General features: G+C 66.3%; 14 protein-coding genes and 1 pseudogene. 12 read left to right on the forward strand and 3 right to left on the reverse strand.

Features of this window, described 5'->3' with window-relative positions; genetic code table 11:
* Positions 1-26: 26 nt before the first annotated feature.
* From nuoL to EDD27_RS46450, 4 genes are read left to right on the forward strand one after another with little or no spacing between them, the layout of a single operon-like run.
* A complete protein-coding gene (nuoL, locus tag EDD27_RS46435; RefSeq protein WP_206642308.1) occupies positions 27-1,868 on the forward strand; it encodes an NADH-quinone oxidoreductase subunit L in 1,842 nt (613 codons plus the stop codon).
* Positions 1,868-3,427 (forward strand): NADH-quinone oxidoreductase subunit M, encoded by a 1,560-nt coding sequence (locus EDD27_RS46440; protein ID WP_127938910.1) that lies wholly within the window; start codon positions 1,868-1,870, stop codon positions 3,425-3,427. The genes nuoL and EDD27_RS46440 overlap by 1 nt, the downstream gene beginning before the upstream one ends.
* On the forward strand, positions 3,424-5,013 hold the full coding sequence (gene nuoN / locus EDD27_RS46445; protein ID WP_127938912.1) for an NADH-quinone oxidoreductase subunit NuoN: 1,590 nt from the start codon (positions 3,424-3,426) through the stop codon (positions 5,011-5,013). The genes EDD27_RS46440 and nuoN overlap by 4 nt, the downstream gene beginning before the upstream one ends.
* A gap of 10 nt (positions 5,014-5,023) precedes the next feature.
* Positions 5,024-6,013 carry a polyprenyl synthetase family protein gene (locus EDD27_RS46450; protein WP_127938914.1) on the forward strand — a complete coding sequence of 330 codons (990 nt, stop codon included), beginning with the start codon at positions 5,024-5,026 and terminating at the stop codon, positions 6,011-6,013.
* Here the strand turns inward: EDD27_RS46450 and rarD are convergent.
* A complete protein-coding gene (rarD, locus tag EDD27_RS46455; RefSeq protein ID WP_127938916.1) occupies positions 5,981-6,904 on the reverse strand; it encodes an EamA family transporter RarD in 924 nt (307 codons plus the stop codon). The two genes, EDD27_RS46450 and rarD, sit on opposite strands and share 33 nt — an antisense overlap.
* 121 nt (positions 6,905-7,025) lie before the next feature.
* On the opposite strand from rarD, the gene msrA reads away from it, so the two are divergent.
* The 6 genes and pseudogenes from msrA to EDD27_RS46485 all read left to right on the forward strand — a co-directional run bounded on the left by msrA (position 7,026) and on the right by EDD27_RS46485 (position 10,275).
* The gene (gene msrA, locus EDD27_RS46460) at positions 7,026-7,688 is read left to right on the forward strand and encodes a peptide-methionine (S)-S-oxide reductase MsrA (RefSeq protein ID WP_127938918.1); all 663 of its coding nucleotides are present in this window, start codon (positions 7,026-7,028) and stop codon (positions 7,686-7,688) included.
* A 700-nt stretch (positions 7,689-8,388) separates the two neighbouring features.
* Positions 8,389-8,859, forward strand: coding sequence for a hypothetical protein (locus EDD27_RS46465; protein WP_127938920.1), 471 nt, complete (start codon positions 8,389-8,391; stop codon positions 8,857-8,859).
* Positions 8,856-9,209, forward strand: a complete 354-nt coding sequence (locus EDD27_RS46470) for a hypothetical protein (protein WP_127938922.1) — start codon at positions 8,856-8,858, stop codon at positions 9,207-9,209. Before EDD27_RS46465 ends, EDD27_RS46470 begins: the two co-directional genes overlap by 4 nt.
* 28 nt (positions 9,210-9,237) lie before the next feature.
* Positions 9,238-9,330, forward strand: a pseudogene (locus EDD27_RS57445) (peptide-methionine (S)-S-oxide reductase MsrA); the annotation flags it as partial.
* 60 nt (positions 9,331-9,390) lie between these two features.
* Entirely contained in the window at positions 9,391-9,699 is a 309-nt protein-coding gene (locus EDD27_RS46480) for a hypothetical protein (RefSeq protein ID WP_127938924.1), read from the forward strand.
* A gap of 3 nt (positions 9,700-9,702) precedes the next feature.
* Positions 9,703-10,275, forward strand: a complete 573-nt coding sequence (locus EDD27_RS46485) for a type II toxin-antitoxin system RelE family toxin (RefSeq protein ID WP_241564621.1) — start codon at positions 9,703-9,705, stop codon at positions 10,273-10,275.
* 12 nt (positions 10,276-10,287) lie between these two features.
* Here the strand turns inward: EDD27_RS46485 and EDD27_RS55050 are convergent, their stop codons facing one another.
* Positions 10,288-10,914 (reverse strand): hypothetical protein, encoded by a 627-nt coding sequence (locus EDD27_RS55050; protein WP_164904095.1) that lies wholly within the window; start codon positions 10,912-10,914, stop codon positions 10,288-10,290.
* 107 nt (positions 10,915-11,021) lie between these two features.
* On the reverse strand, positions 11,022-11,204 hold the full coding sequence (locus tag EDD27_RS55055; protein ID WP_164904096.1) for a hypothetical protein: 183 nt from the start codon (positions 11,202-11,204) through the stop codon (positions 11,022-11,024).
* Between the two features lie 136 nt (positions 11,205-11,340).
* On the opposite strand from EDD27_RS55055, the gene EDD27_RS55060 reads away from it, so the two are divergent.
* Together EDD27_RS55060 and EDD27_RS46495 are read left to right on the forward strand one after the other, a co-directional pair.
* Complete coding sequence (locus tag EDD27_RS55060) at positions 11,341-11,811, forward strand: arginase family protein (protein ID WP_164904097.1); 471 nt, start codon at positions 11,341-11,343, stop codon at positions 11,809-11,811.
* A gap of 428 nt (positions 11,812-12,239) precedes the next feature.
* Entirely contained in the window at positions 12,240-12,959 is a 720-nt protein-coding gene (locus tag EDD27_RS46495; protein WP_127938928.1) for a hypothetical protein, read from the forward strand.
* Positions 12,960-12,965 lie beyond the last annotated feature (6 nt).

Raw genomic sequence — 12,965 nt, forward strand, 5'->3', positions numbered from 1 at the left:
GCGGCGTGATCGGTAACGCCTGGCTGATGATCGCCTTCCCGCTGCTGGGAGCGTTCATCCTGCTGGTGTTCAACCGGTTCACGAACCGCTGGGGCCATCTGCTGGGCGTGGCCATGTCCCTCGCCTCGTTCGTCGTGGCGGTGCTGGCATTTTTCGAGCTCATCGGGTTCGGGGAGGACGAGCGCCGGCGGGCGGTGCACCTCTATGAGTTCATCCCCAACCTGGACATCAACATGGGGCTGCTGATCGACCCGCTGTCGATCAGCTTCGCGCTGCTGATCACCGGTGTGGGCTCGCTGATCCACATCTACTCGATCGGCTACATGGCGCACGACGAGCACCGGCGCAGGTTCTTCGCCTACCTGAACCTGTTCGTGGCCGCGATGCTCCTGCTGGTGCTGGCCGACAACTACGTGGGCCTGTTCATCGGCTGGGAGGGCGTCGGTCTGGCGTCGTACCTGCTGATCGGGTTCTGGCAGTTCAAGCCGTCGGCGGCGGTCGCGGCCAAGAAGGCGTTCGTCGTCAACCGCGTCGGTGACTTCGGCCTGCTGGTCGGCATGTTCGTCATCTTCACGACGTACCAGACGCTGTCGTTCGCGGAGCTCAAGCCGATCCAGGCCGAGAACGGCACCACGCTCGCCATCGGCCTGCTGCTGCTCCTCGGCGCCTGCGGTAAGTCGGCGCAGCTACCGCTGCAGTCCTGGCTCCTGGACGCCATGGAGGGTCCGACTCCCGTGTCGGCCCTGATCCACGCCGCGACCATGGTGACCGCCGGTGTCTACCTGGTGGTCCGGTCCGGGGCGTACTTCTTCCCCGAGGGGTCGGGCGCCGCGCTCGCGGTGGCGATCGTCGGCGCGGCCACGCTGCTCGCCGGTGCGATCATCGGTTGTGCGAAGGACGACATCAAGAAGGGCCTGGCCGGTTCGACGATGTCGCAGATCGGCTACATGATGCTGGGCGCGGGCCTCGGCCCGGCCGGCTACGCCTTCGCGATCGGTCACCTGATCACGCACGGCTTCTTCAAGGCCGACCTGTTCCTCGGCGCCGGATCCGTGATGCACGGCATGAACGACGAAGTCGACATGCGGAAGTACGGTGGCCTGGCCAAGTACATGAAGGTCACCTTCTTCACGTTCTTCGTCGGCTATCTGGCGATCATCGGGTTCCCGCTGCTGTCCGGTTACTTCACCAAGGACGGCATCATCGAGACCGCGGTGCACCACCAGCCCATCCTGGGCTGGCTTGCCGTGCTCGGCGCCGGTATCACCGGCTTCTACATGTCGCGGATGGTCTTCATGACCTTCTTCGGCGAGAAGCGGTGGGCCGAGGGCGCACACCCGCACGAGTCGCCGGCGGTCATGACCTGGCCGCTGATCATCCTGTCGATCGGCTCGGTCTTCCTGGGCGGCTACCTCATCCTGAGCAACACGCTCATGAAGTTCCTGGGCCCGGCCGTGGGACTGCCCGCGCAGCTGCCGGAGTTCCACTTCACCAGCACGCCGGGTCTCGTCACGCTGGCGCTCGTCGCGGTGGGCGCGGCCTACGCCTGGATGAAGTACGGCCGGGTCGAGGTGCCTGCCGTGCAGCCGCGCGGGTCGTTCCTCACCACGTTCGCCCGGCGCGACCTCTACGGTGACGCGCTCAACGAGTCGCTGTTCATGCGTCCCGGCCAGTGGCTGACCCGGATCGCGGTGTTCTTCGACAACCGCGGCATCGACGGGCTGGTCAACGGTCTGGCCGCGGGCATCGGCGGCAGCTCCGGGCGCCTCCGGCGGATCCAGACGGGCTTCGCCAGAACGTACGCGTTGTCCATCTTCATCGGTGCCGCCCTGCTGACCGGCGCCCTGCTCCTCGTTGGGACCATCTGATGTCACCCTGGCTTCCGATACTCATGGCGGTGCCCGTGGTGGGCGCCATCGTGGTGGCCCTGCTCCCCAAGGGCAGTGACAAGCTGGCCAAGCAGGTCACGCTGCTGGTCTCGCTGCTGGTGCTGGTGCTCACGGGCGTCATGGCCGCCGGGTTCAAGCCGAACGGCGACCGGTTCCAGTTCGTGGCCGAGTACAACTGGATCCCCAGCTTCGGCGTGAAGTTCGGGGTCGGTGTCGACGGCGTGGCCCTCGTGCTCATCGCGCTGTCGGCGGTGCTGGTGCCGATCGTGGTGCTGGCCTCCTGGCACGACGCCGACGGCGTCAAGAGCGCCGACGGCACGGTGATCGCGCCCAAGCGGTCGGTGAAGACGTACTTCTCGCTGCTGCTGGTGCTGGAGACGATGATGATCGGCGTCTTCGCGGCGACCGACATCTTCCTCTTCTACGTCTTCTTCGAAGCGATGCTGATCCCGATGTACTTCATGATCGGCTCGTACGGCGGCGCCCAGCGGTCCTACGCGGCCGTGAAGTTCCTGCTGTACTCGCTGTTCGGCGGCCTGCTCATGCTGGTCGCGGTCATCGGGCTCTACTTCGTGGCCGGCAAGAGCACGTTCATGTTCCCCGAACTGGTCGGGGCCATCCAGGACCCGACCATGCAGAAGTGGCTGTTCGGCGGGTTCTTCATCGCCTTCGCGATCAAGGCGCCGCTGTGGCCGGTGCACACGTGGCTGCCCGACGCGGCCGCGCAGGCGCCGGCCGGGGCCGCCGTGCTGCTGGTGGGCGTGCTCGACAAGGTCGGCACGTTCGGCATGCTGCGCTTCTGCCTGGAGCTGTTCCCGGACGCGGCCAAGGCGTTCACGATGCCGGTCGTCGTGCTGGCGGTCATCAGCATCATCTACGGCGCCATCGTGGCCATCGGGCAGAACGACATGAAGCGGCTCATCGCCTACACGTCGATCTCGCACTTCGGCTTCATCGTGCTCGGCGTGTTCGCCATGTCGGACGTCGCCCAGTCCGGCGCCGCCCTCTACATGGTCAACCACGGCTTCGCCACCGGCGCGCTGTTCCTGGCCGCGGGCTTCCTCATCGCCCGGCGCGGCTCGCCGTTCATCGAGGACTACGGAGGCGTGCAGAAGGTCGCGCCGGTGCTGGCGGGCTTCTTCCTGGTCGCCGGTCTGGCGGGGCTCTCGCTGCCCGGTCTGTCGTCCTTCGTCAGCGAGTTCATGGTCATGATCGGGACGTACTCGACGGAGGCTCACGGCTCCGGGGCACTGACCGCCGCCGCGATCGTGTCGGCGGTGGCCGTGATCCTCGCGGCCGTCTACATCCTGTGGATGGTGCAGCGGGTCATGAACGGGCCGACCGCCGAGCCGGTCAAGGCGTTCAAGGACCTGAACGCCCGCGAGGTCTGGGTGCTGGCCCCGCTGGTCGCCCTGATCATCGGGTTCGGCTTCTTCCCCAAGCCGCTGCTCGACGTGATCAACCCGTCCGTGCACCAGACGCTGACCAACGTGAAGGTGCCGGTCTCCACCATCGCTGAGAAGGGGACAGGTCAGTGAACTCCATTCCAGCGCCGACGATCGAGTACGGCACGCTGGCGCCGCTGCTGGTGGTGTTCGGCGCGGCCGTCATCGGCGTGCTCGTCGAGGCGTTCGCGCCGCGTTACCTGCGTAAGGCGATCCACGTACCGCTCACCCTGCTGAGCCTGCTCGGCGCGTTCGCGCTGGTGCTCGTGCAGGTGCTGCGCGGCCAGGTGTCCACGAAGGCCTCGGCCATGGGCGCGATCGCGGTGGACGGGCCTTCGCTGTTCATCTGGGGCGTCATTCTCGTCCTGTCGTTCGTGTGCGTCCTGCTGATCAACGACGAGGGCCACTTCGTCGCCTCGGCCGCGGCCGTACCGGGCAGCGCCGACGAGGAAGAGGCGGAGGTCGCGAGCGGCGGCGTGGGGCACACCGAGGTGTACCCGCTGGTGCTGTTCGCGGTCGGCGGCATGCTGCTCTTCCCGGCCTCGCACGACCTGCTGATGATGTTCGTGGCCCTCGAGGTCATGTCGCTGCCGCTCTACCTGCTGTGCGGCCTGGCCCGCCGGCGTCGCCTGCTGTCGCAGGAGGCGTCGATGAAGTACTTCCTGCTGGGCGCCTTCTCCTCGGCCTTCTTCCTGTACGGCACCGCGATGGTCTACGGGTACGCCGGCACCGTCACGCTGCCCGGCATCAACCAGGCCCTGTCGGCGGGCGCGGCCCTCGACCCGCTGCTGATGATCGGGCTGGCGCTGCTCGGCGTGGGCCTGATGTTCAAGATCGGCGCGGCGCCGTTCCAGGCATGGAAGCCGGACGTCTACCAGGGCGCGCCGACCCCGATCACCGCGCTCATGGCGTCGGGCACGCTGGTCGCGGCCGTCGGTGCCGTGCTGCGGGTGTTCTGGGTGGGTCTGGGCAACCTCGACTGGAACTGGCGGCCTGTCATCTGGGTCATCGCGGCGCTGACCATGGTCGTCGGCTCGGTGCTGGCGATCACGCAGACCGAGATCAAGCGCATGCTCGCCTACTCCTCCATCGCGCACGCGGGCTTCCTGCTCGTCGGCGTGATGGCCACGTTCGGCTCCGCGCAGCAGAACGCGGTCTCGCTGAAGGCGATCCTGTTCTACCTGGCGGTCTACGGCATCACGACGGTCGGCGCGTTCGCGATCGTCACGCTGGTGCGCGATCCCGGTGGTGAGGCCGGGCACCTGTCGCGCTGGGCCGGACTCGGCAAGCGGGCTCCGATCCTGGCCGGGGTGTTCGCCTTCTTCCTGCTGGCCTTCGCCGGCATCCCGCTGACGAGCGGCTTCTTCGGCAAGTACGCCGTCTTCGCCGCCGCGCTCAACAGCGGGACGCAGCCCGGCGACTCGATGGGCGGCTGGATGGCCGGCCTGGTCGTCGTGGGCGTGGTGGCCTCGGCCATCGCCGCGTTCTTCTACGTGCGCGTGATCGTGCTGATGTTCTTCAGCGAGCCTGCGGCCGACGGCCCGGCGATCGCGGTGCCCAGTATGGGGACCGTGGCGGTGATCGCCGTCGCGCTGCTGGTTACCGTAGGGGTGGGGCTCTACCCGGAGTCCATGCTCGGTGTTGCCAACGACGCTGCTCGCAGCCTGTTCATTAGATAGGGGATCTCGTATGTCTGCGCCACCCGTGGTTGACCTTCCCATTGAGGACGAACGGTTGGCGCAGGACGTGGCCACCGGACTGGCCGCGGTGGAGAAGCTCCTGCGTTCGTCGGTGGAGAGCGAGGACGCCTTCGTCACGGAGGCGTCCAAGCACCTCATCGAGGCCGGTGGCAAGCGGTTCCGCACGCTGATGGTGTTGCTCGCCGCCCAGTTCGGCGACCCTTCGGCGCCGGGCGTCGTGCCCGGCGCGGTGGTCATCGAGCTGACTCATCTGGGCTCGCTCTACCACGACGACGTCATGGACGAGGCCCCGGTACGCCGGGGCTCCCCGTCCGCCAACGCCCGGTGGGACAACACCGTGGCGATCCTGACCGGCGACTATCTGTTCGCCCAGGCCTCCGACATCCTGGCCGACCTCGGCCCGGAGTTGATCCGCATCCAGGCGCAGACGTTCTCCCGCCTGGTCCAGGGCCAGATCCGCGAGACGGTCGGCCCGCGCAACGGCGAGGACCCGATCGCGCACTACCTCAACGTCCTGGCCGACAAGACGGGCTCTCTGATCGCCGCTTCCGGCCGTTTCGGCGCCCTGCTCTCCGGGGCCCCCGCGGACGTCGAGGAGCGGCTCAGCCGCGCCTGCGAGGCCATCGGCGTGGCCTGGCAGCTCGGGGACGACCTGCTGGACGTGGCCTCATCGGGCGCGCAGTCGGGCAAGACGCCGGGCACGGATCTGCGCGAGGGCGTCAAGACTCTCCCGGTCCTGTACGCCCTGGCCGCCGACGACTCGCCCCGGCTGTCCGAGCTGCTGTCCGGCCCGGTGGCCGAGTCGGATGTGGACGAGGCGCTGACCCTGCTCCGTGCTCACCCGGCGATGAACCGGGCGCGGGCGGAGCTGGAGGCATGGGTGGACCGGGCGCGTGGTGACATTTCCGGTCTGCCGGACATCTCGGCGCGGGACGCCTTCTTGGCGCTATGTGACTACGTGGTCCAGCGTTCGGGCTGATCTCCTGATCCGCGCGGCAGCGCGAGCCGCCCTGATGCTGTCGTACGTGAAGATCGCCAAGGCCAGCCAGACGATCGAGAACCCGATCCACCGGCTGGGCGGCATGGTCTCCTTGGCGATCAACACGCCGCACGCGAACTGCAGGATCGGCGCGATGTACTGCAGCAGCCCGATCGTGCTGAGCGGCACCCTGATGGCGGCCGCCCCGAAGCAGATCAGCGGCACCGCCGTGACGATCCCCGCTCCGACCAGCAGCACCGCGTGCCCCACCCCCTGATGCGGGAAGGTCGCCTCCCCGCTCGCCTGCAGGAAGACCAGATATCCGAGGGCCGGCAGCAACAACACCAACGTCTCCACGGCCAGGCCCTCGGTCGCCGCCACGTTGGCCTTCTTCTTGACCAGCCCGTACACGCCGAAGCTCACCGCCAGCGTGAGCGCGATCCACGGCAACCGCCCGTAGTCGAGGGTCAGCACGAGCACCGCGACCGCCCCGAACCCGACCGCCGCCCACTGCAGCGGCCGCAGCCGCTCCCGCAGCAGCACCACGCCGAACAACACGCTGACGAGCGGATTGATGAAGTATCCGAGCGCGCTCTCCACCACGTGTCCGGTGTTGACCGCGTAGATGTAGGTCCCCCAGTTGATCGTCACGACGATGGCCGCCAGGGTCAGCAGCGCCAGCTTGCGCGGCTGCCTGGCGAGCTCGCGGATCCAGGACCAATGCCTGCGGACGACGAGCACGGCGGCGACGGCGACCAGCGACCACACCATCCGGTGCGCCAGGATCTCGACGGCTCCGGAGGGCTTGAGGAGCGGCCAGTAGAGGGGGAACAGGCCCCACATGGTGTAGGCGGCGACCCCGTACAAGACACCGCGCCGAAGGTCAGGCATGTATGCCATCTTCGCCCATTACCACCTTTAACCACAAATTCCGTCCACTATACGGAAATGTGTAGACGTCCTTAAGTGTTGCTGCCTGTGTAGGCTGGCAGAGAGCTATGGAGGTAGTGCGATGGGCTGGCTGTTCGGCGGCAACAAGACATCGATGGTCCGACCCGAGGACGCACTCCCGGGCCGCGCGGAGACCATGCCGGTCCCGGCCCGCCACGCGGTCCTGGATGCCCCGCTGGCCCCGCCGTACGGGGAGGGCCTGGAGGTCGCCGACTTCGGCCTCGGCTGCTTCTGGGGCGCCGAGCGCAAGTTCTGGCAGACCCCGGGGGTCGTGACGACGGCGGTCGGATACCAGGGCGGCTACACGGCGAACCCGACGTACGAGGAGGTCTGCAGCGGCCTCACGGGCCACACGGAGGCCGTGCGGGTCGTCTTCGACCCCGCCAAGGTCTCGTACGAGGAGCTCCTGAAGGTCTTCTGGGAGGCCCACGACCCCACCCAGGGCATGCGCCAGGGCAACGACGTGGGCACCCAATACCGGTCCGCGATCTACTACCACTCGCCGGAGCAGCAGAAGGCGGCGGAGACGTCGCGGGACGCGTACCAGAAGGTGCTGCAGGCGGCGGGCTATGGCGAGATCACCACGGAGATCGCCGAGGCGGGGCCGTTCTACTTCGCGGAGGATTATCACCAGCAATATCTCCACAAAGTTCCCAATGGGTACTGCGGGATCGGTGGCACGGGTGTCGCCTGCCCGGTCGGCCTGACGTCCGGTGAGGCGTGAGCCCGGCCAAGACGCCGGCGTTCCCTGGAGATGTCACACGGCGTCCCAGCTCTGGGACGCCTTGTCTGCACACTCAAATACCATGACCGTGATGCACGAGGAGCTTCGTCACTTGGTGGAGCGGCTCCTCGAGGAAAAGGTCGCGCCTCTACTGCGCTGGCGGCTGAGCCGGTTTTTGCGGAACGTAGTGAGGAGATGAACGCCGAATACGCCTGGGCATCGAAAGTGAGACCCAGGGGGCGGCGCGCATCCAACGTATCCGTCAGCGGCTACAACGCCCAGCCTAACGAGCGCCCAAGAGGTCAGCACAGGTCATCGCTGACACCGGACTGCTGCGGAGATCACCACACCCCTACTGCGGGAGCACGCATGTTTGCTACCGCAGTGCAGCGCCAGATCGAGCGGGATCTCCTGGAGGAAGCGCTTCAGCCATTGAGGCCGTATCCGGGCCGATCCCGCAGTCAATGGGCATGAGGCGGCGGAGCTGTTCCGCAACGTCAATTCGGAACCCGAACTCTAGGAGGGGCGCGGATGGCATGCGCAAGCTGGCTGGGTAGACCGGTCGAATGTCGAGCTGGTCGCCCCATCGGATAGCGGAAGGCCGTCTGTCCGGTACGTGGACGGCTACTTGACCGGCGGTCTGGCGTATAGCGTGGTCGAGTCGATTACATCAGAACGTGTTCTGACATACACTCATGGCGTGAGCACCAGCCATGCCGACGCAGTGACCTTTTCTGACTTGTCGAGAAATCCCCGAGCGGTCGCCGAGCGCGCCGCACGCCTGGGACGCGTGCGTGTCACACATCGGGACGCTCCAGACTTCTACCTGACCGCGGCGGACCGTGAAGAGGAGCGCGAACGGACGCTGGCCACCGCGTCCCGGCTGTTCCTTGCCTTGATCAAGCATGATCCCACCGCGCGTGCGCTGGTCGTAGCCATGCCGGAGGTCTTCCCTTGGGTTCGCCACCTGTCCCCGGACGAACTGCGTGCCTTCACTCTGGAACTGGTTGAAGCGCTCTCCGATGCGGCCGAGTTGGATGTCGATGCGACCGCCCAGGAGGTCATCGCGGGCTGGCGGGCTAGCGCCAGAATCAAGGCCGACCCTGCGCACCATGCCGAGGCTCGCAAGCCCACGAGTGGTGACTTCGGGCCGGTGCAGGTTTCGGCATGAGCCCGAAGCGCGGAGACCGAGTCACGGTGCCACCGCCGGATGACGAGTGGGATGTCCGGTTCGGTACCAGCGACGCGGTCAGGGGCTGGGAAGAGCTGTGCCGTCACGCCTTGGCCAATACGCGCCGATGCTTCGAGGTGCTGCGGGCTGATCCCCGTTCACGCTCCAGCCATGACCGTCAGCATCGCCTGCGCGGCGATCTCGCGACTCATCGCCACAACGGCAGGGACTTGGAGCAGTGGGAATTCGAAGTCACCAGCGGCGGGCGTGTGCGCTATGCCATCGATGACGCCGCCCGTACTGTCTGGGTGATCTATGCATCGCCTCGACATCCCAAGGACACCGAATAGCCGACTATTGATGCGCGAAACGAAGTGCTACCACCAGCAATACCTGTTCAAAGTTCCGAACGGATACTGCGGCATCGGCGGCACGGGGGTGGCCTGTCCGGTGGGCCTCACATCCGGATAGCCGTGGGTCGATGTTCCCTTCGGGATCGCAGGTCTGTATAGAAAGATGTGCAGTCGATGTATGTCTGTTCTGCACGACGCCACTGAGCTGAGCGTCACTGAGGCGGCCCAGCGAGGGGTTGCCCGCCTGGTGGCTGATGCGGAGCAAGGGACAGATCTGGTGGTCACCCGTCGGCATCAGCCGGTGACGGCTGTGGTGAGCATCCGCCGGCTCAATGAGCTGGAGGAGGCCGCGGCTGATCTGCGCGAACTGGCGCTTGTGCTCGCTCGGTCGGTCACGGACACAGGGGGGCGGGTCTCGCTCCATGAGGTGCTCGCCGCCTTCGGGCATACTCGCGAGTCGCTGGCCGCGATCCCGGACGACGAGTGAGTCGTGTCCGACGTAGTCTTCACGGCGTCGGCGGTCGACGACCTCCGACGCATCGGCCCTGACGCGGTGTCCGAGGTACTCAAGAAGATCTTTCTCCAACTGGAGAACCCGGAGGCCGGTTACCCGCTTGGAGGGGAACTGACCGGCTTCCGGAAGCTTGTGGTGGGCCGTAACACCTGGCGTGTTGTCTACCGCATCACCGAGGACAAGTCGGTGGAGATCTGTGAGGTGCGGGCCGTTGGAGAGCGAGCCGACGCGGAAGTGTACGCGGAGACGACGGCGAGGGTTCGCGAGGCGGCCGCCGACCGTCCGGAGATCGTTCGGCTCGGCCAGGTAATCGAGCGTCTTGGCACGCTGGCCGATCGCCTTCGGGTGGGGGAAGCACCCCCTAGAGAACCCGTTCCAGATTGGCTTGCGGACCGATTGATCTACACGGTCGGGATGGCTCGAGAGGACGTTGCCGCTCTTGATCTCCAAGGGGCCGTCGACTGTGGGCTGAGCACCGCTCGAAGCCCCATTAGGTCAGCTGATCCCGAACGGGCTGTCCGGGCGGCCTGGACGTCCGACCAGGCGTAGGCCTGTACAAACTCAGCAGACGGCGGGCAGTGTGCACACCTTCGCCGCCATCTTGGCGGCAGTACGATGCAGGGTCTTGAGGGCTCGCTTCTGCGGGTGGCCGAGGGTTTCCAAATCACCGGTGTAAATCATCAGCGCACGACCCTTGCGTGCCACGATGCCGGACAACAGCGGAGCCCATTTCTTGTTCAGCTTGTCGTACATCATGAGGCGCATCAGCGCAGCCTCGTTCCCGAGCCGCGTGCGATTCACCACCCATCGGGTCTTCCCGTCATCGGACCAGCTGTAGGGCTTGCCATGCGGATGGGCCACGCACCGCTTGGCGTCGGCGAGCAGCTTTCTCATGGCGGTCGTGGCCGCCTTGGCGTTCCGATAGATCACGAGTTGCTCGCCGTAGTACGAGGGCGCGGTTGTGTTGTGGACAACAGTGCGTGCCGCCGACCGGTCTGCCGTCGTGGCGCGCTTGCGCCCGCACGGGTTCAGCGCCAAGGGCTCGTTCAGCTTGTCGCTGATCTGCCACCACTCCTCGGCTTTCTGTATTTCCGACAGGGGCGCACGGGCGGCTTTCTCGCTCAGCAGGAAATCTTTGGGGATCTGGACGGGGGCAAGGGCGAGGGACACTGCAAGGATCATGATCATGTGGGATTGGACGATCGGCGGTCCCATCGAGTTCGTGATCGTTCTGAGGGATTCACCGTGATCCGGAGTCGTCCCTGCTTGCCGCTACGCGGGACTTCGCCGCTCCCTCATGCGGAGGGTGCGCAGGACGAAGTGGCGGCGGCGCGTAGAACAGGGAGGACATCCCTGGCCAAGCGTTCGGCCTGTTCGCGCGGGTTCGGGCCGATGGGCGTGAAGTTCATCGACGTGAAACCCAGGCCGAGGAACCCGGCGAGCCGGTCGGTCACCTCCTGCACCGAGCCCGCCACCACCGCGCCCTCATCCGCGCGGCCACGTTGTCGGCCTGCCGATCGACTCCACCACCGCATCGGCTCCCATCTGATGGGGGATGGAATCTGGCGGGGCATCTACCGGGTGAGGGTCGCCGGCCGGAAGAGAGGAATTCGGATGGTGCATCGCCCGGAAGTCATTCACGTACGTACCAATCTGGGCCTGGTACCCGGTGTCGAACGGCTCGGTACGGCGCTGCCGGATGAGGGGTTGGCCGAGGCCGTCGGCGCGAGCGTCGGGCCGGTGGTGGAGGCGCCACCGTACTCGGGAGACCGCGTGCACCCGAGTCGGCTGCTCAACGCCGAGGCGATGGCCGAGGTGGCGCTGCGCCAGGCCGACGTGGTGGCGGACACGATCGAGGACGGCCGCTTGCCCGTGGTTCTCGGTGGGGACGACAGCGTGATCTTCGGTAGTTTGCTGGCGCTGCGTCGGCGAGGCGCTTACGGCTTGGTGTTTCTCGACGCGCACATCGACTTCTATCCGCCCACCGAGTCGCCGACAGGTCAGGCGTCGGATTCCGAGATGTATCTCGCGTTCGGCCACGGTGCGGACGTGATCGCGAACGTGGCCGTGGCCGGCCGTTGGTAACCCCTCGGGCCGCAGCGTTAATCGGCCACCGTGACTCTGACGAGTGGCAGGACACCGGCGCGGCGCTGTCCGCTACCGATGCCCTGGTCGTCCGCACGTAAGCCAAAAGAAGGGGAATACCGGTAGATAAACGATCTATCGCATGGTGTCCAGAATCTGTACAGTGTCGGCCTGTGATCCGCCACTGGCAACGGCTGGCGCGCCGCGCCCGCAGGGTGCGGTTTCGCGTTACAGCTTTGATCGTTCTCGTTGTCGCGACGATCCTTGTGGGTCACGTCAGAGGGTGGTGGGTGAAGCCCTCATTGCCCACGGCGGTGCCGGTATTGTCCGGCGAGCGCCAAGAGTGCCCCGACCCTGAAGGCACTCGGCCTGTTGGAACGGTCCTGTGTACGGGGTTGAAGCTGCAGCTCAGCTCTGACAGTGGTGTGGTGACCATCGCGCAGGCCGCGACCGAGATCTTCGGGATCGACGGTGACAAGGACAAAGTCGAGTTCGCGATCAGCCGGGACGGTCATCGCGTGGTCTATCTGGATGCGCCGAGCTATCGCTTCGTTGCGATGGACCTGCGTACGAGAAAGACCCGAGCGCTTACTCCCCCGCTGAGCGGCGAGGAACTGGGGAAATGGGTGAACCTCGCCAGTTCCCCTGATAGCCGTTGGTTCACGGTCTCGTTGATGGGAAATGCCAAAACCATCTTGACCGACTTCGATACGGGTCAAGCGCGGGAGATTCCGAACGTCTGCGTGGTTCACGGGCTCACTGCGAAGCTGCTGGTGGGAAATCAGTGGTGCCGTCACGGCGAAGGCGGCATACCGAACCGAGTGGTCGTGCGCGAGGATGGGTCGGTCAAGCCGCTCGACGACCTGCAGAACGAGCATGTGGATATCGGTCTCGCACCCGATGGCGTGACCTTTTCCGCGGGCGGCAACCTCTACGACGTCGAAACCGGCGAACGACTCGGGCCCCTGCTCCTTCCGCCATCGTCGCGCGCCGTCGCGTGGCTGGACGGGAGTCATGTCCTGGCCGAGGAGGGAGAGCGCTTCCACGTGGTGGACATCGTCAACGGGACCCAGGATGAGTTGGACAGTGAGAGTGCTCCCGGGCTGGAGTTCGTGGAAAGGCACCGCTCGGGCAGGCTGCTGTGGTAGAGCCGG

The sequence above is a fragment of the Nonomuraea polychroma genome, from assembly GCF_004011505.1.
GTDB lineage: Bacteria > Actinomycetota > Actinomycetes > Streptosporangiales > Streptosporangiaceae > Nonomuraea > Nonomuraea polychroma.

Coding starts and splice junctions, on each gene's coding strand:
- EDD27_RS55050 (WP_164904095.1), bottom strand. CDS start 10,914: ATGATCATGATCCTTGCAGTGTCCCTCGCCCTTGCCCCCGTCCAGATC.
- EDD27_RS46470 (WP_127938922.1), top strand. CDS start 8,856: ATGAGCCCGAAGCGCGGAGACCGAGTCACGGTGCCACCGCCGGATGAC.
- msrA (WP_127938918.1), top strand. CDS start 7,026: ATGGGCTGGCTGTTCGGCGGCAACAAGACATCGATGGTCCGACCCGAG.
- rarD (WP_127938916.1), bottom strand. CDS start 6,904: ATGCCTGACCTTCGGCGCGGTGTCTTGTACGGGGTCGCCGCCTACACC.
- EDD27_RS55060 (WP_164904097.1), top strand. CDS start 11,341: ATGGTGCATCGCCCGGAAGTCATTCACGTACGTACCAATCTGGGCCTG.
- EDD27_RS46450 (WP_127938914.1), top strand. CDS start 5,024: ATGTCTGCGCCACCCGTGGTTGACCTTCCCATTGAGGACGAACGGTTG.
- EDD27_RS46480 (WP_127938924.1), top strand. CDS start 9,391: ATGTCTGTTCTGCACGACGCCACTGAGCTGAGCGTCACTGAGGCGGCC.
- nuoL (WP_206642308.1), top strand. CDS start 27: ATGATCGCCTTCCCGCTGCTGGGAGCGTTCATCCTGCTGGTGTTCAAC.
- EDD27_RS46440 (WP_127938910.1), top strand. CDS start 1,868: ATGTCACCCTGGCTTCCGATACTCATGGCGGTGCCCGTGGTGGGCGCC.